This is a genomic window from Umezawaea tangerina (assembly GCF_003002815.1).
Lineage (GTDB): Bacteria > Actinomycetota > Actinomycetes > Mycobacteriales > Pseudonocardiaceae > Umezawaea > Umezawaea tangerina.
Map to the genome: position 1 here is coordinate 68,934 of NZ_PVTF01000008.1, position 18,909 is coordinate 87,842.

General features: G+C 71.8%; 18 protein-coding genes. 12 read left to right on the forward strand and 6 right to left on the reverse strand.

Annotated features, from left to right (window positions below; all coding sequences use genetic code 11):
- From CLV43_RS25915 to CLV43_RS25920, 3 genes are all read right to left on the reverse strand, one after another.
- Positions 1–2,991 carry an AfsR/SARP family transcriptional regulator gene (locus CLV43_RS25915; protein WP_106189939.1) on the reverse strand — a complete coding sequence of 997 codons (2,991 nt, stop codon included), beginning with the start codon at positions 2,989–2,991 and terminating at the stop codon, positions 1–3.
- A 108-nt stretch (positions 2,992–3,099) separates the two neighbouring features.
- On the reverse strand, positions 3,100–3,258 hold the full coding sequence (locus CLV43_RS47930; RefSeq protein WP_170156013.1) for a hypothetical protein: 159 nt from the start codon (positions 3,256–3,258) through the stop codon (positions 3,100–3,102).
- Positions 3,259–3,442: 184 nt separating this feature from the next.
- On the reverse strand, positions 3,443–3,781 hold the full coding sequence (locus CLV43_RS25920; protein ID WP_106189941.1) for an antibiotic biosynthesis monooxygenase family protein: 339 nt from the start codon (positions 3,779–3,781) through the stop codon (positions 3,443–3,445).
- Between the two features lie 84 nt (positions 3,782–3,865).
- Here CLV43_RS25920 and CLV43_RS25925 point away from each other — a divergent pair, with 84 nt between their 5' ends.
- Positions 3,866–4,567 (forward strand): TetR family transcriptional regulator, encoded by a 702-nt coding sequence (locus CLV43_RS25925; RefSeq protein WP_106189942.1) that lies wholly within the window; start codon positions 3,866–3,868, stop codon positions 4,565–4,567.
- 12 nt (positions 4,568–4,579) lie between these two features.
- Here CLV43_RS25925 and CLV43_RS25930 read toward each other — a convergent pair whose 3' ends face one another.
- The 3 genes from CLV43_RS25930 to CLV43_RS25940 form a co-directional block, all read right to left on the reverse strand.
- Positions 4,580–4,768 (reverse strand): hypothetical protein, encoded by a 189-nt coding sequence (locus CLV43_RS25930; protein WP_106189944.1) that lies wholly within the window; start codon positions 4,766–4,768, stop codon positions 4,580–4,582.
- 578 nt (positions 4,769–5,346) lie between these two features.
- A complete protein-coding gene (locus tag CLV43_RS25935; protein ID WP_106189945.1) occupies positions 5,347–6,312 on the reverse strand; it encodes a phosphotriesterase family protein in 966 nt (321 codons plus the stop codon).
- A 23-nt stretch (positions 6,313–6,335) separates the two neighbouring features.
- Positions 6,336–7,211, reverse strand: a complete 876-nt coding sequence (locus CLV43_RS25940; RefSeq protein WP_106189947.1) for an LLM class F420-dependent oxidoreductase — start codon at positions 7,209–7,211, stop codon at positions 6,336–6,338.
- A gap of 116 nt (positions 7,212–7,327) precedes the next feature.
- Between CLV43_RS25940 and CLV43_RS25945 the strand changes: the two genes are divergently transcribed.
- The 11 genes from CLV43_RS25945 to CLV43_RS25995 all read left to right on the forward strand — a co-directional run bounded on the left by CLV43_RS25945 (position 7,328) and on the right by CLV43_RS25995 (position 18,876).
- Positions 7,328–9,523 (forward strand): acetate--CoA ligase family protein, encoded by a 2,196-nt coding sequence (locus CLV43_RS25945; protein ID WP_170156014.1) that lies wholly within the window; start codon positions 7,328–7,330, stop codon positions 9,521–9,523.
- Entirely contained in the window at positions 9,520–10,317 is a 798-nt protein-coding gene (locus tag CLV43_RS25950; RefSeq protein WP_106189950.1) for an enoyl-CoA hydratase/isomerase family protein, read from the forward strand. Before CLV43_RS25945 ends, CLV43_RS25950 begins: the two co-directional genes overlap by 4 nt.
- The gene (locus tag CLV43_RS25955; protein ID WP_245886994.1) at positions 10,314–11,465 is read left to right on the forward strand and encodes an acyl-CoA dehydrogenase family protein; all 1,152 of its coding nucleotides are present in this window, start codon (positions 10,314–10,316) and stop codon (positions 11,463–11,465) included. The genes CLV43_RS25950 and CLV43_RS25955 overlap by 4 nt, the downstream gene beginning before the upstream one ends.
- On the forward strand, positions 11,462–12,523 hold the full coding sequence (locus tag CLV43_RS25960) for an acyl-CoA dehydrogenase family protein (RefSeq protein ID WP_106189952.1): 1,062 nt from the start codon (positions 11,462–11,464) through the stop codon (positions 12,521–12,523). Before CLV43_RS25955 ends, CLV43_RS25960 begins: the two co-directional genes overlap by 4 nt.
- Entirely contained in the window at positions 12,520–13,299 is a 780-nt protein-coding gene (locus tag CLV43_RS25965) for an enoyl-CoA hydratase/isomerase family protein (protein WP_106189953.1), read from the forward strand. Before CLV43_RS25960 ends, CLV43_RS25965 begins: the two co-directional genes overlap by 4 nt.
- A gap of 77 nt (positions 13,300–13,376) precedes the next feature.
- Complete coding sequence (locus tag CLV43_RS25970; protein WP_170156015.1) at positions 13,377–14,702, forward strand: ABC transporter substrate-binding protein; 1,326 nt, start codon at positions 13,377–13,379, stop codon at positions 14,700–14,702.
- Between the two features lie 5 nt (positions 14,703–14,707).
- Positions 14,708–15,445: an ABC transporter ATP-binding protein gene (locus CLV43_RS25975; RefSeq protein ID WP_106189957.1), complete on the forward strand. Its 738-nt coding sequence runs from the start codon at positions 14,708–14,710 to the stop codon at positions 15,443–15,445.
- Positions 15,442–16,350 carry a branched-chain amino acid ABC transporter permease gene (locus tag CLV43_RS25980; RefSeq protein WP_106189958.1) on the forward strand — a complete coding sequence of 303 codons (909 nt, stop codon included), beginning with the start codon at positions 15,442–15,444 and terminating at the stop codon, positions 16,348–16,350. The genes CLV43_RS25975 and CLV43_RS25980 overlap by 4 nt, the downstream gene beginning before the upstream one ends.
- On the forward strand, positions 16,347–17,429 hold the full coding sequence (locus CLV43_RS25985) for a branched-chain amino acid ABC transporter permease (protein WP_106189960.1): 1,083 nt from the start codon (positions 16,347–16,349) through the stop codon (positions 17,427–17,429). The genes CLV43_RS25980 and CLV43_RS25985 overlap by 4 nt, the downstream gene beginning before the upstream one ends.
- A complete protein-coding gene (locus CLV43_RS25990; protein WP_106189961.1) occupies positions 17,429–18,193 on the forward strand; it encodes an ABC transporter ATP-binding protein in 765 nt (254 codons plus the stop codon). The genes CLV43_RS25985 and CLV43_RS25990 overlap by 1 nt, the downstream gene beginning before the upstream one ends.
- Entirely contained in the window at positions 18,190–18,876 is a 687-nt protein-coding gene (locus tag CLV43_RS25995; protein WP_106189963.1) for a TetR/AcrR family transcriptional regulator, read from the forward strand. The genes CLV43_RS25990 and CLV43_RS25995 overlap by 4 nt, the downstream gene beginning before the upstream one ends.
- Positions 18,877–18,909: the final 33 nt, after the last annotated feature.

The window sequence follows — 18,909 nt, forward strand, 5'->3', positions numbered from 1 at the left end:
TCAGGCGGGCTCGGTGGACTCCGACCACACGGCCAGGTGCGCGGCGACCTCCTCGGCCTCCGGCACGCCCAGCTCCTGGTAGACCGCCAGGCTCAGCTCCCAGTGCAGGCGGGCGGCCTCGGGGTCGGTCGGCGCGACCGCGTGACCGAGGCCGACGTGGGCGCGGGCCTGCTGGTGGCGGTCGCCGATGTCCAGCGCGTTCGCCAGTGCGCGCTGGTGGTCGGTCTGCGACGGCAGGCCCGCCGCCCGGTGCGCCTCGCCGAAGTCGTTGAGGACGCTGGTCTCCTGGGCGCGGTCGCCCGTCTCGCGGGTGATCGCCAGCGCCTGCCGCAGGTGCTCCAGCGCCTCGGCGTGCCGACCGGACTCGCTGAGGACCTGGCCGATGTTCGCGAGCACCTGGCCCTCCCGGTCGCGGTCGGCCAGCTCCCGCATCAGCGCCAGCGCCTCGTGGTGGCAGCGCAGGGCCTTCTCGCGGTCGCGCAGCCGGTGGTGGACGATCCCGAGGTGGATCAGGGTCTCGCCCTCGCTCCAGCGGTCGCCGAACTCGCGCATGACCACCAGCGCCTGCTCGCAGTGGCGCAGCGCCTCGCCGTAGCGGCCGAGCCGTTCGCAGACCAGCCCGAGGTTGCTCAGCGTCGTGCCCTCGCCGCGCCGGTCGCCGATCTCGCGGTACAGGGCGAGCCCTTCCAGGTGGTGGTCGATCGCCTCGACGTAGCGCCCCATCCGGTCGAGCAGCAGCCCGAGGTTCCCGAGCACCGCGGCCTCGCCCTTGCGCTGCCCCAGCTCGCGGTAGAGCGCCAGCGCGTCCTGGTAGTGCTCCATCGCCTCGGACGTCCGCCTGGCCTGCCAGTGCGCGGTGCCCAGGCCCTTGAGCACCTCGGCCTCGGCGAACCGGTCCGCCAGCTCGCGCGCGGCCCGCAGCGCCGAGGTGTGCGTGGTGATCCAGTCGTCCAGGTGGCCGCGGATGAAGTAGAAGCGCCACAACGCCTGCGTCAGCTGCCAGGTGTGCTCGCGCGGTCCGTCCGCGGCCGCCAGCGACACCATCGCCAGCAGGTTCGCGTGCTCGACGTCCAGCAGCGCCAACGCCTCCCCGCCGTTCGCGGGTTCCGGGGCGTCGGCGGGCGGGTGGACGATCCGCGGCGGCAGCGCGGCGGGCCCCAGGTGCGCGCCCGCGGTCGTGGCCAGGTGCAGGTAGTAGTCGGACAGCCGGGCGAGCGCCTCGACGCGGTCCGCCTCGGGCTCGGTCTCCAGGGCGACCGACCGCGCGTGCTCGCGCAGCAGGTCGTGGAAGCGGTAGCGGTCCGCCGACGGCTGGTCGAGCAGGTGCACGTCGACCAGCTCCTCCAGCAGCCGGTCGGCCTCGTCGGCGCGGGTGCCGGTCAGCGCGGCGGCGGCGAACGCGTCGAAGTCGGCTCCCGGCACCAGGCCGAGCAACCGGAACAGCCGCCGCTGGAGGTCGGTCAGGTGGTCGTAGGACAGCGCGAACGCCGCGGCGACGCTGCGGTCGCCCACGGCCAGCTCCGGCAGCCCCTGCCGCAGCCGCTGCGCCAGGTTGGCCACCGTCCACTTGGGACGGCTGCGCAGCCGGGCGGCGGCGATCCGCAGTGCCAGCGGCAGGTGGCCGCACAGCCGGACCACCTCCTCCACGACGGCGGGCTCCCGGTCGACGCGGTCGTCGCGGCCGACCACCGCGCGGAACAGCGCGACCGCGTCCCGGTGCGGCATCGGCTCCAGCGACAGCACCCGCGCCGTCTCCAGGTCGACCAGCCGCCTCCTGCTGGTGATCAGCGTGAGCGCGCGGGACGTGCCGGGCAGCAGCGGGCGGACCTGGGAGCTGTCGGCGGCGTTGTCCAGCACGACGACCGCGCGCCGGGTGGCCAGCTCGGCCCGCCACAGCGCCGACCGCTCGGCGAGGCCCGCCGGGATGCGGTCGCCGGGCACGCCGAGCGCCCGCAGCAGGGTCTCCAGCGCGGTCATCGGGTCCACGGCCGGGCGGTCGGGGTCGTGCCCGTGCAGGTCCACGAACAGCTGCGCGTCGGGGTAGCGGTCGGTCAGCAGGTGCGCGAGGTGCACCGCGAGCGCGGTCTTCCCGATGCCCGCCATGCCGTCGATGGCGTCGATCACGACCGCGGTCGGCGCGCCGGGGTTGGCCGGGATCGCCGCGAGCACCTGCCGCAGCTCGTCCTCCCGACCGGTGAAGTCGGCCAGGTCGCCGGGCAGGTCGTTGCGGACGACCTTCGCCGCGGGCTCGGCCTCGTCGACCCGGCCGCGCAGGATGGCCTCGTGCACGCGCCGCAGCGGGGGACTGGGGTCGCTGCCCAGCTCCTTGGCCAGCAGCCGCCGCGTCCGGTCGAAGTGCTCGAGCGCGTCGGCCTGGCGGCCCGCGTGGTAGAGGGCGACCATGAACTGGGCCGCCAGCCGCTCGTCCAGCGGCTGCTCGGTGGTCCGCGTCCGCAGCGCGGGCAGCACGTCCGCGTACCGGCCCAGCCGCAGCGCGAGGTCGTTGCGGTCCAGCTCGGCGGCCAGCCGTTCCCGGCCCAGCTGCTCGCGGACCATCGCCACCCAGGGCGTGTCCAGGCCCGCGAACGCCTCGCCGCGCCAGAGCCCGAGCGCCTGGTCGTACAGCTCGGGCTCGTCGGTGGCGCGGGCGCGCGTCACCAGGTCGCGGAAGCGGTGCAGGTCCACGTCGGCCTCCTCGACGTCCAGGACGTAACTGCCGGACGCGCGGGTGATGGTGGCGATGCCGTCCAGTGCCCGCCGGACGCGGGTCAGGTAGCTGTGCAGGGTCCCGACCGCCCGTTGGGGTGCCCGCTGGCCCCACACGCGGTCGACCAGCTGGTCGACGGTGACGGGTCTGTTGGCGTCCATGAGCAGCGCCGCCAGCACGCACTGCTGCCGGGCGGGTCCGACGTCGATCCGGTGGCCGTCGACGAACGCTTCGACGGCGCCGAGCATGCGGAGTCGCACCACGGCTTCGCGTGTGGAGGGCATCGTGACTGGAATATCGCGTCCGACGTGCGGATTCAAGTGGATCACAAGGATCGTGCACCTTCGGCCCAGCACCCTGGGTGCGTGGCGGCAACGACGCGCCGCGCGGGATCAGGACTCGCCGGTAGGAGGAGCGATGACCAGGACGACGATCCGCATCGGCTGCGGGGCCGCGGGGGCGACCAGGCGGGCGGGCACGGCGTGCGCCCGTCCGTCGAGCACGCCGACCTGCTGACCGGGTACCACCTCGTGGACCACAGGTCCCCGCACGTGTCGCATGCGTTCCTGGCGTCGGCGGGCCGTTGCTGTCCCTGGTGACCGGGGGAGGACCGGGACAGCGGACGGCCGGGCGGCGATAGCATTTCCCGATGCGGTGCCGCGCCGCCGCTGACCGTGCGGACCGGAGGTCGTCCCTGACCCCCGGTCCGCACGGTCCTTCGCCATCCGGTGCCCGTCAGCCGTGGACAGCGCTTTCCCGCGGGTCCGGCGTGACGTGCACGACCGTGTAGAGACCGGGCTTGGCGGAGACGGGGCCGCGGTCGCCCTTCGCCGGCGCGGAGAAGTACCGGCCGACGGCCTCCTGCCACTCCTCGACGCTGTCCCAGCGGGCGATGTTGACGACCGGGAACTCGGCGTCGGGGTCGAGCGAGCGGTGCAGCCGGGTGCCGCGGAAGCCCTTGGCGTCCTTGGCCGCGGCGGTGCTGTTCTCCCAGCCGTCGATGAAGCGGTCGACCACCTCCTTGGGCATCGAGAAGAGGTTGATCAGGACGAGCGGTTCGGCGTTGTCCGCCATGGTGGGCTCCCGGAGTCAGTAGTTTCAGTGACTAGAAATTTACAGTAGCAGAAACTATCCGGCTGTCGGACTACGCTGGTGCCCATGAGCGCGCGGACCGTGGACTGGACGGCCCCGGACAGCCCGCCCGGCGGGGCGGCCAAGGGAGAGGGGCTGCGGGAGCGCAAGAAGCGCCGGACGAGGCAGCAGCTGACGGACGTCGCCACCGAGCTGTTCCTGGAACGCGGCTTCGACGCGGTCCGGGTCGCCGAGATCGCCGAGGCGTGCGGGGTGTCGGAGAAGACCGTCTTCAACTACTTCCCGACCAAGGAGTCGCTGGTCCTCGACCACCCCGAGGCCGCGATGGCCGCGGTCCGGTCCGGGTTCGCCGACCCGGCGGTGACGCCGACGGAGGCCGCCTTGCGGATCCTCGCCACCGAGCTGGACGGCATGACGTCGTGGCTGGCCGACCAGCAGGACCCCGTCGCGGCGGGGGAGAAGATCCGGCGCTTCGACGAGCTGGTCCAGGGGACGCCGTCGCTGCGCGCGCACCAGCGGGACATGACCGACCGGATCGTCGTGGTCGCGGCGACCGTGCTGGCCGGGCGGGCGGGGATGGCGGCTGACGCACCGGAGCCGCAGATCGCCGCGACGGCGCTGCTGGGGTTGTGGAAGGTGCAGTTCGGGGGCCTGCGGAAGTACCTCGACGGGACCCGGACGCCGGAAGAGGTCCGGCGGGCCGTCACGGCGGACGTCCGGGCCGCGGCCCGGTTGGTCGACGGAGGCCTGGCCGGGTTCGGGGTGTAGCGCCGTCGGGGGTCAGGGCCTGGTGCCCGCCGGCAGTTCGATGATCTCGTCGGTGGTGCCGGTCTCGCTGAGCAGCGGGAAGACGGCCTGGACCGAGCCCCGGTTGCGCTTGGTGACGGTGATGTCCTCCTGGTGACCGGCGAGGTTGTTGACGACCCGGTCCCGGCCCTCCGCCGGAGTGTCCGCCGAACGGCCGGACATGTCGGTGCGGCCGGGTGTGGCGTCGGAGCCGTTGGTGGTGAACCGGACGGGGTGAGGCGGTCGTCGCCGGCGTCGCGGCTGTCGTCGACCATGGCGCGGCCCGCGGCAGTCGGGGGGAGGAGCTGGCGGCGGCCGTCGGTGGGGTCCTGGCGGCGTTCGGCGAGAGCGCGGGTGGGGCTTGGTGTTGGTTTTGGGGGTGCCCACCTTCTGGTGAAGCCCGGCCCCCGGTGCGCGATTGTCTCAATGCTCCACCCCCGCTTGTCAAGACGATAAAGCCATCTTGACAAGCGGGGGTGGGGCAGGAGGGCGCTGTTTATCGGGGGCGGGAGGGGATCTGGCTTCGCCAGCATCGAGCTGCGCTCGACAGGGCATCGGGCTGCGCCCGACAAGGCATCCTCGGCTGCGCCGTTGGACGGGGCATCCGCGCTTCGCGGCGGACAGAGCATCGGCTGGCGCCGACGAGGCCCCAGGCGCTTCGCGCCGGATGCGCGCTGGCGGGCTGCGCCCATCGGGGAGGGGTGGCTGCTGCTTCGCTTTGCGTCGGATGCGTGCTGGTGGGCGTGTGGTTGTGGTCCTTGTTATTTGGTGCTGAGGATGGTGCGGGGGTTGTGGATGAGCATTTGGTCGATTTGCTGTTGGGTGGTGCCGCGTTCCAGTAGGGCGGGTAGTACCTCGTCGTGGAGGTGGGTGAAGCGCCAGCGGGGGAGTAGTTCGCGTTTGACCTCGACGTCGAAGTTGTGGGTGAAGCAGGCGGCGTCGTGGGAGAGGACGATGCGGTCGGCGTAGCCCTCGGCGCAGAGGGAGGCGACGGTGGCTACGCGGTCTTCGAAGGGGAGCATGAGGTCGAGGCCGAAGCGGTCCATGCCGATGTAGGAGCCGGCGTCCATGAGTTTGCGGAGGTAGACCAGGTCCGTCGTGTCGCCGGAGTGGCCGATGACGACGCGGGTCAGGTCGACGCCCTCCTCGCGGAAGATGGCCTGTTGTTCGAGGCCGCGTTCGGTGAGGGCGTGGGTGTGGGTGGAGATGGGGACGCCGGTTTCCAGGTGGGTGCGGGCTACGGCGCGCAGGACGCGGTCGACGCCCTCGGTGACGCCGGAGCGGTCGGTGGCGCACTTGAGGATGGCGGCCTTGACGCCGGTGTCGCCGATGCCCTCGGTGATGTCGCGGACGAAGAACTCGGTGAGGAGCTCGGGGCCGTCGACGAGTTTTCCGGGACCGCGGAAGCGGAAGAACATGGGGACGTCGTCGTAGGTGTACAGGCCGGTGGCGGCGAGGATCTGGACGTCGACCTGCTTGGCGACCTCGACGACGCGGGGGACGTTGCGGCCGAGGCCCAGGACGGTGAGGTCGACGATGGTGCGGACGCCGCGGGAGGCGACGTCCTGGAGCTTCTGGCGGGCGTCCGCCATGCGCTCCTCCTCGTCCCAGCGGCCGGGGTAGTTGGACTCGATCTCCTGGTCGAGGACGAACACGTGCTCGTGCATCAAGGTCTGACCGAGGTCGTCGGCGTCGATCGGGCCGAGGACGGATTCGACAGCGGGCATCGCCGGTACTCCACTTCTGCGGGCTAGAACTTCGCGATCACGGATTCCTGGAAGCGGGCCAGCTCGTCGGTGATGTGCTCGTGGTCGAACAGCAGCGTGGACACGGTCACGCGGTCCACGCCCAGGTCGGCGAGCCGGTGCAGGACGTCGAGGTCCGCGAGCGCGTCGCGGTCCTTGGTCCACCGGCTGGTGATCTCGATGGCGTCGGGGTCGCGGCCGTGGGCGACGGCCTCCTCGCGGCAACGGCGGATCAGCACGTCGAGCCGGTCGAGGTCGTAGCCGCCGGGGAAGAAGCCGTCGCCGAGCCTGCCCGCCCTGATGGACGCCGGGACGGTGAAACCGCCGATGTGGATCGGGACCGACGAGCCGTGCGGGCGCGGTGAGCTGACCACGCCGGTGAAGTCGACCGAGTCGCTGGTGAAGTCCGTCGGCCCACCCGACCACAGGGCGCGCATCGCGCCGATGGTGTCGTTCATCCGCCTGCCGCGGTCCTCGAAACCGACCCGCAGGGCGTCGAACTCCTCGCGCAACCAGCCGGCGCCGACCCCCAGGAGCGTTCGCCCGCCGGAGAGCCGGTCGAGGGTCGCGACCTCCTTCGCGGTGATCAGGGCGTTGCGCTGGGGCAGGACGAGCACGGCCGTGCCGAGCTTGATCGTGCTGGTGCGGGCCGCGGCGAACGCCATCCAGACCAGCGGGTCGGCGATCGGGTGGTCGGGGGCGAACGGGATCCGGCCGTCGGCCGTCTCCGGGTAGAGCGGCTCGTACTCGGTGGGCAGCACGACGTGCTCGATGGTCCACAGCGAGTCGAAACCGGAGGCCTCCGCGGCCACGGCGACCTCGGCCGCCGCCTCCGGGTCCGCGAAGCGGCCGATGTTGCCGTGGGTCAGTCCGAATCTCATCCGGCGACTCCTTGATCTTGTGTGCTCCAGGACACTACTTGACACTGAATTCAGGTTCAAGTTACATGCTCGCAACACCCCGCCAGTCCGAACCAGTCCTCCCAGGGAGCCGCCAGGTGTCCGACGCCGCAACGTTCACCCCGCCCGGCGGACTCGCAGCCGGTGCCGGTCGCACGACCGCCGACGGCCTCACCGCCCTGTTCCGACCGAGGGCGATCGCCGTGCTCGGCGCGTCCGGCCGGGTCGGCAACCCCTTCGCCCGCCCGCTGACCTACCTCGTGGAGCACGGGTTCGCCGGGGACGTCTACCCGGTCAACCCCGGTTACCAGACCCTCGGAGGCCTCACCTGCTACCCGTCGCTGGACGACCTGCCCGGTGAGGTCGACCTGGTCCTGATGCTGGTCTCCGCCCCCGAGGTCGTGCGGCTGCTGCCCGCCGTGGCCAAGGCGGGCGCGAAGGCGGCGGTCGTGTTCGCGTCCGGCTTCGCCGAGACCGGGCCGGACGGGCAGGCGCTGCAGGACGAGCTCGTCCGGCTGGCCCGCCACCACGGCGTCCGGCTGCTCGGCCCGAACTGCCAGGGTCTCGTCGCGGTCCACGACCACGTGGTCGCCTCGTTCACCGCGGCGCTGGAGCTGGGCGTGCCCGAGCCGGGCAACATCGCCTACATCGGCCAGAGCGGCGCGGTCGGCGGCTCGATCTTCAGCCTCGCCAGGGAGCGCGGGCTGCGGATCGGCACCTGGGCCAGCACCGGCAACCAGGCCGACCTCGGCGCCACCGAGATCGCGAACCACCTGGTCGAGGACCCGCGGATCGAGGTCCTCACGATGTACCTCGAGAGCCCGGTGCCCGGCGCGGAGTTCGACCGGCTGACCGCGCGGGCCGCCGAGCTGGGCAAGTCGGTGCTGGTGCTGCGGTCCGCGCTGTCGCGGTCCGGGGCGCGCGCCGCCACCTCGCACACCGGCGCGATCATCGGCGACGACGCGGCGTTCACGGCGATGTGCCGGGAGCGCGGGGTCGTGCAGGCCGACGACGTCGAGGACTTCATCGCCACGGCCCACGCGCTGAGCGTGCTGCCCCGGTCGGGCGGCAACCGGCTCGGCATCATCACGACCTCCGGCGGCGCGGGCAGCCTGGCCGCGGACCAGGCCGAGGCGCGCGGCATGACCGTGGACGACCTGACCGAGCCGGTGCAGCGCAGGCTGGCCGAGGTCGTCCCGGACTTCGGCGCGGTGACCAACCCGGTCGACGTGACCGCGCAGATGTTCAAGGCCAACGAGACCGACGGGTTCATCGCGGTCTGCGACGAGCTGCTGGCCGACCCGACGGTCGACTCCGTCCTGGTCGTCCTGACGATGGTGACCGGCGACCTGGCCACGTCGATGGCGCACGGCCTGTGCGGGCTGTGGGCCCGCGCGACCAAGCCGGTCGTGGTCGTGTGGCTGGCCGCCCGCCAGCAGACCGACGTGGCCAGGGAGATCCTGCGCGCCAACGGGATGCCGGTGTACGACTCGCCGCGCACCGGTGTCGGCGTGCTGCACGCCCTGGCCACCGCGGCCCCGCGGGGACCGCGTCCGCTCGTCCAACCGTCCACATCGGACATTTCCGTCGTCGACGTCCTCGGCGGCCTGCACGGCGGCGTGCTGACCGAGCACGAGGGTGCCGAGGTCCTGGCCGCACTGGGGATCTCGCGTCCCGCCGAACGGCTGGTCGACTCCGCGAACCGGGCCGCCGACGCTGCCCGCGCGCTGGGCGGCCCGCTGGTGCTGAAGATCCAGTCGCCCGAGGTGCCGCACAAGACGGAACGGGGCGGTGTCCGCCTCGGGGTCGGCGCGGAGGAGGCGGCGACGGTCTACCACGACCTGGTCCGGCGCTTCGAGGCCGAAGGCGCGATCGACGTGCTGGTGCAGGAGCAGGTGGGGGAGGGGCCCGAGCTGCTCGTCGGGATCACCAACACCGAACCGGGGTTCCCGCCGCTGCTCACCGTCGGCATGGGCGGCGTCACCACCGAGCTGTACAAGGACACCACGACCCGGCTCGCCCCGGTCGACGCGACCGTCGCCAAGGAGATGGTCCTGGAGCTGAAGGCCGCGCCGCTGCTGACCGGCTTCCGCGGTCGGCCCGGCTGCGCGCTGGACGCCGCCGCCGAGGCGATCGCCCGGCTGAGCAGGCTCGCCGTGCTCGTGGGCGACCGGCTGGTCGAGCTGGAGGTCAACCCGCTCCGGCTGGTCGACGCGGGGGAGCGCGCGATCGCGCTGGACTTCCTGCTCCGCCTGGGCGGCGCGCCCCACCCCACCGAGGAGACGACGACATGACGCCCGCAGTCCGGTTCGAACGCAAGCACGGGATCGCCGTCCTCACCGTCAGCAATCCCGCCATCAAGAACGCGCTGACCCTCGACATGGCCCACCAGCTCACCGACCTGTGCGAGCGGATCGACGCCGACCCGACGATCGGGGCGGTGGTCGTCCGCGGCGACGGCGGCACGTTCTGCTCCGGCGCGGACACCCGCTCGTGGAGCGGCACCTACGCCGACCCGATGAGCGACAGCGCCTACGCCGAGACCGACGACATCTACGGGGCGTTCTACCGGGTCGGCCAGATCCAGGTCCCCACCATCTGCGCGGTGCGCGGTGCGGCGGTCGGCGCGGGCCTGAACCTGGCGCTGGCGGCCGACCTCCGGATCGTCGCGCGGGACGCCCGTCTCATCGCGGGGTTCCTCAAGGCGGGCATCCACCCCGGCGGCGGCTTCTTCACCATCTCCTCCCGCGTGGCGGGCCGCGAGGCGGCCGCGGCGATGGGCGTGTTCAGCGAGGAGGTCTCCGGCGAGCGCGCCGTCCACATAGGACTGGCGTGGGAGGCGCTGGACGACGATCTGGTCGAGGACAGGGCGTTCGAGCTCGCGGGGCGGGTCGCCGGTGACCCGGTGCTGGCCCGCCGGGTGGCCAGGTCGTTCCGCGCGGAGGCCGACCCGTCGCCGCTGCCGTGGTCGACGGCCATCGAGGTCGAGCGCGGCGTGCAGATCTGGACCCAGGCCCGGCGGCTCCGCGCGAACGGCAACGGCAGCGGCTCGGCGAACGGCGACGTGACGGCGGGGGCGGGCCGATGATCGAGTTCCGGCCTTCGGGCCTGACCGAGGACGAGGAGAAGCTGCGCACCGAGGTGCGCGAGTTCGTGGCGGAGGAGTTCCCCAGCGGCACCTACCTGCCGGAGCTGGGCATCAACGCCGCCGCCGACCCGGAGTTCAGCCGCAGGCTGGCCGCGCGCGGCTGGGTGGGCATGGTCGTGCCCGAGGAGTACGGCGGGCCGGGCAGGTCGGCGACCGAGCGGTTCCTCGTCGTGGAGGAGCTGCTCGCCGCGGGCGCCCCCGTCGGCGCGCACTGGGTCGCCGACCGGCAGACCGCGCCGGTCATCCTGTCCTTCGGCAGCGAACGGCTCAAGCGCGAGTTCCTGCCCCGCATCGTCGCGGGCGACGCGTTCTTCTGCCTGGGCATGAGCGAGCCCGACAGCGGGTCGGACCTCGCGTCGGTGCGCACCAGGGCGACCCGCACCGAGGGCGGCTGGCTGCTCAACGGCCGCAAGGTGTGGACGTCGGGCGCGCAGTACTGCCACTACGCCATGACGCTGTGCCGCACGTCCCCGCAGGAGGGCCGCAAGCACGTCGGGCTGAGCCAGCTGATCGTCGACCTGACGTCGGACGGCCTGACCGTGTCGCCCATCAGGCTGCTCAACGGGCAGCACCACTTCAACGAGGTCGTGTTCACCGACGTCTTCGTGCCCGACCACATGGTGCTCGGCGAGATCGGCTCCGGGTGGCACCAGGTCACCTCCGAGCTGGCCTACGAGCGCTCCGGCCCGGACCGCTTCCTGACCACCTTCCCGGTGCTGCGGTACTTCCTGGACTTCCGGGAGGTGTCGGGCCCGGAGGCGGAGCTGCGGCTCGGCGCGCTGGCCGCCCGGTACTGGGTGCTGCGCAACATGTCCCTGTCGATCGCCAGGTCGCTCGACCAGGGCGAGGTCCCCGCGGTCGAGGCGACCCTGGTCAAGGACCTCGGCACCTCGTTCGAGCACGACGTGCTCGACCTGGTCCGCGACCTCACCGGCGGCGAGCAGGAACCCGACGGCGACCTGTTCGGCAGGCTGCTGGCCGAGGCGACCGTCACCGCCCCGACCTTCACCCTGCGCGGCGGCACCAACGAGGTGCTGCGGACCGTCGCGGCCAAGCACCTGCTGCGCGAGAAGCGGAGGGCACTGTGAGCGACGAACTCCAGCTCCTGGACGGGACGCTGCGCGCGATCTTCGCCAAGCACTTCGACCGGGACACCCGCGCCGCCACCGGCCGCGAGTTCCCGCGCGACCTGTGGACCGTGCTCGACAAGGCCGGACTGACCGCGCTCGGCGACGTCGAGTCCGGCGCGGGACTGGCCGAGCTGGTCGTGCTGGCACGGGCCGTCGGCCGCGCCGCAGCACCGGTGCCGCTGGTGGAGACGGCGGGACTGGCGGCCTGGCTGGTGACCGGGGCGGGTCTCGACCTGCCGCCGGGCATCACGACCTGCGCGGCCGCCCACCCGGACGACGACCTGACCCTGGCCCGCTCGGGCGACGGCTGGACGGCGACCGGTGTGCTGCACCGCGTCCCGTGGGGCCGCGACAGCGACCAGGTGGCCGCCGTCGCCACGGGGGAGGGCACCGCGTTCGCCGTGGTGCTGCCGATCCCCGACGACGTCCGACGCGGCACCAACCTCGGCGAGGAGCCGCGCGACACCGTGCGGTTCGACGGTGTCGCCCTGGCCGCGGACGCGGTGGCGCCGACGACCGTCGACCACGACGCCCTGCGCGAACGGGGTGCGGTGCTGCGCGCCGCGTCCATGGGCGGTGCCATGGAGTCCGCGCTGGAGCTGTCGCTGGCCTACGCCGGTGAACGCGAGCAGTTCGGCCAGCCGATCTCCTCGTTCCAGGCGGTGCAGCACCACCTCGTCGCCATCGCCGAGGAGACCATGTGCACGGGGATGGCCGTGCAGCTGGCGGTGTCCGCGACCGCCGAGCAGGCGGCGTTCGCGGTCGCGGCGGCCAAGAACACCGCGGGCCGCGCCGCCCGGATCGTGACCAAGCGGGCGCACCAGGTCCACGGCGCCATCGGCGTCACCGACGAGCACGCGCTGCCGTGGTTCACCACGCGGCTGTGGGCGTGGCAGGACGAGTTCGGCACGACCCGCGACTGGGCCGCGAGGCTGGGCCGGGGCGTGCTCGCCGACGGCGGGGCAGGCCTCTGGCCGCGGCTCAGCGCCAGCGTGGGCGGGGGCGACGCCGGATGAACGCGCCCCTGCTGCTGGACATCGCCGACTCGGTGGCGACGGTGACCCTGAACCGCCCCGACCACCTGAACGCGCTCAGCACGGAGCTCCAGCGGGAGCTGGTCGAGGTGTTCGCGGACCTCGACCGCGACGACTCCGTGCGGGTCGTGCTGCTGACCGCCAACGGGGACCGCGCGTTCAGCGCGGGCGCGGACCTCAAGCAGATGAACGGGAACGACCGGGCGGGTGCCGCCGCGTACCTGCCGATGGCGGGGCCGACGCGCAACCTCTACGAAACCGTGCTGGAGTGCGGGAAACCGACGCTCGCGGTGCTGCACGGCTGGGTCGTCGGAGGCGGCCTGGAACTGGCGATGGCGTGCGACCTGCGCATCGCCGCCGACGACGCGCGGCTGATGCTGCCGGAGTCGAAAGTGGGGCTGGGGGCGAACTTCGGCAGCCAGATGCTGCCGAGGCTGGTGCCGATGGGGATCGCGTTCCAGATGCTGTACCTGGGCGAGCCGCTGGACGCGGCCGACGCCCACCGGGTGGGGCTGGTCAACTGGCTTGCCCCGCGAGCGGAGTTGGCGGACCGGGCAAGGGGGATCGCCGCGCAGCTCGTCGAGCGCGCGCCGGTGACCCTGCGCCGCTACAAGGCGATGGTGCGGGTGGGCTCGACGCTGCCCATCTCGACCGCGCTCCGCCTGGATCCGGGTCCGAGCCCGTACACGAGCGCCGATCGGCTTGAGGGGGCCGCGGCGTTCGTCGAGAAGCGAAAACCGCACTGGACCGGTCGATGACAGTCGGTTCTTCGCGAGCAAGTCAGCACCACAACTCCTCGGGCGCGACGCGCCTCCCAATGGCGAGAGGTACCAAGATGGTCACCAACAACCCCGGCGGTCTGCTCGGCATCCAGGCGTCCCGGCGCCGCTTCCTGATCGGCGCGGGTGCCCTGGGCGCCACGGGCCTGCTGGCGGCCTGCGGCGACTCGGGCTCCGCCTCCGGCGGCAGCGGCGGCGGCAACCCGATCACCATCGGCTACGTCGCCTCGCTCACCGGGGCGACCGCGGCCTACGGCACGCAGACGCTCAACGCCCTGCAGCTGGCCGCGAAGGACCTCAACGGGCTGGGCGGGATCCTCGGACGCCAGGTCGTGATCAAGGCCGTCGACAACCAGTCCAAGCCCGACGCCGTGCCCGCGCTGATGAAGCAGCTCGTCCAGGACGGCTGCAAGATCATGCTCGGCGCGTCCGCCAGCCCGCCCACCGTCGTGGCGGCGACGACCGCCGACCAGATCAAGGTGCCGCTGCTGGTCCCGATGGAGGCCGCCGCGTCGATCATCGGCGACGGCCGCAAGTACGCGTTCAAGCTCGAGCCCACGATGCCCGACCAGAAGGGCTGGGCCGCCGCGTCGGTCCGCGCCGTCATGGCGGGCGCCAAGGCCGCCGGGAGCCCGGTGCGGACCGCGGTGATCGTCCACGCGAGCCTCGGCGCCTTCCCGGAGGCCAAGACCGCCTGGGAGCGCACGCTCAAGGACGAGTTCCCCGACGTGAAGCTGCTCGACACGATCTCCTACGACGAGGCGTCGACCAGCGACTACGCGCCGCTGGTGAGCAAGGTGCAGGCGGCCAACCCGGACGTGCTGATCTTCGGCGGCAACCCGCAGGGCACGTTCCAGTTCTACCCCGCGCTCAAGGCGTCCGGGTTCGTCCCGCGCGCGACCGTCGGCGTGCTCGGCGGCAACACCAACACCAAGTTCGTCGAGTCGGCGGGCGACATCGCGGAGAACGACCTGGCGGGCAGCTACTGGACCCAGAAGCTGAAGGCCAAGGAGGGCTCCAAGTTCTCGCCGCAGAAGTTCTACGACGACTACGTGGCGGCCTACGACGGCCAGAAGCCCGACGGCATCGGGGCGTGCTACTACTCCGCGCTCGCCGTCGCCGCCGAGGCGATCACGATCGCGGGCACGGCCGACGACTCGGAGAAGATCGCGCAGGCGCTGCGCAAGGTCGACTTCGACGGGCTCGGCGGTGACAAGAACGGCATGTACATCATCGGCCACGGCGTGAAGTTCGACGAGAAGGGCCTGAACTCCAAGGCCGAGGGCATCGTCACCCAGGTGCAGGGCGGTGAGTTCATCCCGGTGTACCCGGAGAACGTGGCCACCGCGAAGGTCGTCTACCCGCGTCCCGGAAGCAAGTAGCGGCCATGACGACGTTGGAGATCGAGGGCCTCAGCGTCAGGCGGGGCCGGTCCGAGGTGCTGCACCAGGTCGACCTGGTGGTCCGCGAGGGCGAGTGCGTCTGCCTCGTCGGGTCCAACGGGGCGGGCAAGACGTCGCTGATCGAGGGCGTGCTGGGGATGCTGCCCAGCAAGGCGAAGACCTTGTCCTTCCTCGGCGAGTCGCTGCTCGGCGTCCGCCCCTGGGACCGGGTCCGCCGGGGCCTGGTCGTGGTCCCCCAGAACCGCGACCTGTTCTCCGGCATGACCGTGGAGGAGAACCTGCGGCTCGGCGCGGTCGCCGTGGCGGACCGGACGTCGACCGACCAGGTGCTCGCCGAGATCTACGAGCTGTTCCCGCGGCTGGCCGAACGCGCCGACCAGCTCGCGGGGACGCTCAGCGGCGGCGAGCGCAGCATGCTGGCCATCGGCCGCGGGCTGATGTCCCAGCCGAGGATGCTCGTCTTCGACGAGCCGTCGCTCGGGCTGGCGCCGCTGGTCGTCACGTCGATCATGCGGACCATCGCCGAGATCAACGAACGCGGGACGACGGTCCTGCTGGTGGAGCAGAACGTGCACCAGGCGTTCGCGCTCGCCTCCAGGGCCTACGTCCTGGAGAACGGCGTGATCGCGGGGGAGGGCCCGACCGCCGAGCTGGCGGACTCGGAGCTGATGCGGCGCGGGTACCTCGGCAGCGCCGCGACCGGAGGGGTGGTGAAGGCATGAGCACGGTTCTCCAGCTGGCGTCCACCGGACTGCTGCAGGGACTGATCTACTCGCTGATCGGCATCGGCCTGTACCTGGTGTTCACCGTCATGAGGGTGGTGAACTTCGCCCACGGCTACTTCGTGCTGATCGGGATGTACGGGGTGCTCACCCTGAAGCCGCAGGGGTTCCCCGCCTTCATCGGCGCGATCGTCCTGGCGGCGCTGGGCGGCGCGCTCGTGGGGTACCTGGTGCAGCGGTTCCTGCTGGAGTCGGGGCTGGCCAAGGGCGGCCACAGCCAGCTGGTGATCACGCTGAGCCTGGGCATCGCCATCCAGTACCTGTTCCAGGTGCTGCACCCGGAACCGTTCGAGACGATCCCCAACCCGTACCCGTTCGAGGCGTTCACCTCCTCCGGCGTGACGATCAGCGCGCCCAGGATGGCCGCGGGCGTGCTGAGCCTGGTGCTGGTGCTGCTGGTGTCGTTCCTGGTCTACCGGACCAGGATCGGCAGCATCATCCGCGGCTGCTCGGAGAGCCTCAACGGCGCGATCCACGTGGGCATCAACGTCCGGCGCGTCTACCGGCTCACCTTCGCCCTGGGCTGCGGCCTGGCGGCGATCGCGGGCGGGCTGCTGCTGCCGATCCAGCCGGTGTCGCCCGCGCTGGGCCTGGAGCTGACGATCAAGGCGTTCATCGTCGTGGTCATCGGCGGCGCGGGCTCGCTGTGGGGGACCGTCGCCGCGGGCGTCCTGCTCGGGCTCGCCGAGGCGCTCGGCAGCCTCTACGCGCCGGGGACCTTCGCCACGGCGCTGGTGTACGGGCTGTTCTTCCTGGTGATCCTGGTCAGGCCGCAGGGCCTGGTGGTGCGGGCGGCCGCGCGGATCAAGCCGCGGACGTCGCTGACGAAGGTGGGTGTGGGATGACGATCGGAAACCCGCTGCGGTACCTCGACACTCCACTGAGGAGGGTCAACGCCGTCGTCGTCGTGGTCGCCCTGGTGTTCGCGGTCGTCTACCCCTCGCTGGTGCCGCCGCCCATGATCGGCGTCGGGTTCGTCGCGCTGCTCTACGCGCTGCGCAACTTCACCTGGAACATCGCGGGCGGCTACGTCGGCCAGCTGTCCCTGTCGCACATCGTGGCGTTCGGCACGGGCGCGTTCTCGGTGGCCGTGCTGACCTGGCGGCACGAGGTCAACGCGTGGGTCGCCCTGGTGGTCGGGGTCCTCATCTCCGCCGTCATCGGCTTCCTGATCAGCCTGCTGATGAGCAGGTTCGGCGTGAACGCGTTCTTCCTCGCGCTGGGCACGCTCGCGCTCAGCCTGGCGGCCGCGGGCGTGGCGGCGTCGTGGACGTTCCTGGGCGACACCAACGGGATCTCCTACTCCGGTACCGAGGAGGGCTTCGCCCACCTGCAGTGGTACGTCGACCCGAGCGGCTTCTACTACACGACGCTGGGCTTCCTCGTGGTGATCACCGCGGGCACCGCGGCGCTGATGAGGTTCACCCACTTCGGACGGTCGCTGCCGTTCATCCGCGAGGACCCGGTGATCGCGGCCAGCATGGGCATCCGCGTCGTCCGCAACCAGGCGCTGGCGATGGCGCTGAGCATGGGGCTCACCTCGATCGCCGGAACCCTGATCGCGCAGTACGTCCAGATCGTCAGCTACGAGTCCGTGCTGACCGTGGAGATCGGCGTGGCCATGATGGTCGGCTCGATCATCGGCGGCGCCGGGACGCTGGCCGGTCCGATCGTCGCGGGCATCGGCATCGCCGTGCTGGAGGAGTTCCTCCGCTCGTTCTCGGTGTCCTCGGCCAACGTCAGCAGCTACACCCAGATCGCCTACGCCGTGGTGGTGATCCTCCTCCTGCGGTTCGGCACCGGCGGCATCATGCCGCTGTGGGAGGCGGGCGTGCGCGCGGTCTTCGGGAGCGGTCGCAAGGAGAAGGTGCCCGAAGCGCCGGAACAGCCGGTCGGGGAGCTCGTCGACGGGAGGGTGGGCTGATGCTCAGCGTCTCGAACGTCGCGAAGAGCTTCGGTGGGCTGCACGTGCTGCACGACGTGAACTTCACCGCCGACTCCGCCTCCATCACCGCGCTCATCGGACCCAACGGCGCCGGGAAGTCCACCCTGGTCAACATCATCGGCGGGGTGCTGAAGCCCGACGCGGGCCGGGTCCACCTCGACGGCGAGGACGTGACCGGGGTGCCGTCGGCGACCGCGTTCGCCAAGGGCATCACCCGCACCTTCCAGATCTCCGGCAACGTCGGCTCGCTCAACGTGTTCGAGTCGGTCGCGGTGGCGGCCTACCGGCAGGCCCGCGGCTACCGGCAGGCCAACGCCCTGGCCCGCGCCGAGCTGGAGCGGTTCGAGCTGTGGGAGTACCGCGACCAGCAGCTGGGCAGCATCCCGACGGCGTTGACGCGACTGGTCGACTTCGCCCGCGCGATGGTGTCGCGGCCCAAGGTGCTGCTGCTGGACGAGGTGATGGCCGGGCTCACGCCGCACGAGGTGGACCTGGTCATCAGGCAGGTCGGAACGTGCCGGGAGCAGGGCGTCGCGATCGTTATGATCGAACACGTCATGCAGGCCGTCGAGGCACTGGCGGACCACGTGGTCGTGCTGAACCAGGGCCAGGTGATCGCGAGTGGCTCCCTCGGGGATGTGAGCCGCAACGCGGAGGTCGTCGAGGCGTACCTGGGTACACCTCCGTCCGAACGCGACGAGGTCCGCGTCCCCGCCGACACTCCGGCAAAGGGGCAGCAGTGAGCTCAGCTACAGGCGATCCGTCGACGGGGGGACCGGCACCCGCGGTGGCCGAACCGGACTGGAACGAGGGCATCCTGGTCCCGCGCAGCGAGCGCGGGTTCCGCACCCAGGAACGACTTCTGGAGGCGGCGAGCGAGATCTTCGTGCGCGACGGCTTCCTGGACGCGAAGATCACCGACATCACGGCGCTGGCCAAGATGTCGAGCGGGTCGTTCTACACCTACTTCGACTCCAAGGAAGCCATCTTCACCGCGGTCATCAAGAAGGTGAACGAGGGGCTGTACGTCGCGGCGTCGGTCCCCACCGGGTCGTCGCGGGACCCCCTGGAGCGCTTCGAGCTGGTGACGCGGGCCTACGTCCGCGCCTACCAGGAGAACGCCGGTCTGCTCGCCATCCTGGAGCAGGTCGCGACGATCAGCCCGCGGTTCCGCGAGATGCGCCGCAACATCCGGCAGATCTTCCGCAACCGCTCGGAGAAGGGCATCCGCAGGTTGCAGGGTGAGGGCAGGGTCGACCCGACGCTGTCCCCGCGCTGCGTCGCGGAGGCCATCACGTCGATGGTGAGCAACTTCTGCTACGTGTGGCTCGTCCTCGGCGAGGACTACGAGGAGGAAGAGGTCATCCAGACCTTGACCACCCTGTGGGCGTCCGGGATCGGCTTAAAACCCGCGGTGGAGTCCTAGTTCCCCGAAACCCTGCACGGAGACGGATTCCCC

Excerpts from the sequence above, each read along its gene's own strand:
- CLV43_RS25915 (WP_106189939.1), bottom strand. The coding sequence starts at position 2,991 with ATGCCCTCCACACGCGAAGCCGTGGTGCGACTCCGCATGCTCGGCGCC.
- CLV43_RS25920 (WP_106189941.1), bottom strand. The coding sequence starts at position 3,781 with ATGGCGGACAACGCCGAACCGCTCGTCCTGATCAACCTCTTCTCGATG.
- CLV43_RS25925 (WP_106189942.1), top strand. The coding sequence starts at position 3,866 with ATGAGCGCGCGGACCGTGGACTGGACGGCCCCGGACAGCCCGCCCGGC.
- CLV43_RS25930 (WP_106189944.1), bottom strand. The coding sequence starts at position 4,768 with ATGTCCGGCCGTTCGGCGGACACTCCGGCGGAGGGCCGGGACCGGGTC.
- CLV43_RS25935 (WP_106189945.1), bottom strand. The coding sequence starts at position 6,312 with ATGCCCGCTGTCGAATCCGTCCTCGGCCCGATCGACGCCGACGACCTC.
- CLV43_RS25940 (WP_106189947.1), bottom strand. The coding sequence starts at position 7,211 with ATGAGATTCGGACTGACCCACGGCAACATCGGCCGCTTCGCGGACCCG.
- CLV43_RS25950 (WP_106189950.1), top strand. The coding sequence starts at position 9,520 with ATGACGCCCGCAGTCCGGTTCGAACGCAAGCACGGGATCGCCGTCCTC.
- CLV43_RS25955 (WP_245886994.1), top strand. The coding sequence starts at position 10,314 with ATGATCGAGTTCCGGCCTTCGGGCCTGACCGAGGACGAGGAGAAGCTG.
- CLV43_RS25965 (WP_106189953.1), top strand. The coding sequence starts at position 12,520 with ATGAACGCGCCCCTGCTGCTGGACATCGCCGACTCGGTGGCGACGGTG.
- CLV43_RS25970 (WP_170156015.1), top strand. The coding sequence starts at position 13,377 with ATGGTCACCAACAACCCCGGCGGTCTGCTCGGCATCCAGGCGTCCCGG.
- CLV43_RS25975 (WP_106189957.1), top strand. The coding sequence starts at position 14,708 with ATGACGACGTTGGAGATCGAGGGCCTCAGCGTCAGGCGGGGCCGGTCC.
- CLV43_RS25980 (WP_106189958.1), top strand. The coding sequence starts at position 15,442 with ATGAGCACGGTTCTCCAGCTGGCGTCCACCGGACTGCTGCAGGGACTG.
- CLV43_RS25985 (WP_106189960.1), top strand. The coding sequence starts at position 16,347 with ATGACGATCGGAAACCCGCTGCGGTACCTCGACACTCCACTGAGGAGG.
- CLV43_RS25990 (WP_106189961.1), top strand. The coding sequence starts at position 17,429 with ATGCTCAGCGTCTCGAACGTCGCGAAGAGCTTCGGTGGGCTGCACGTG.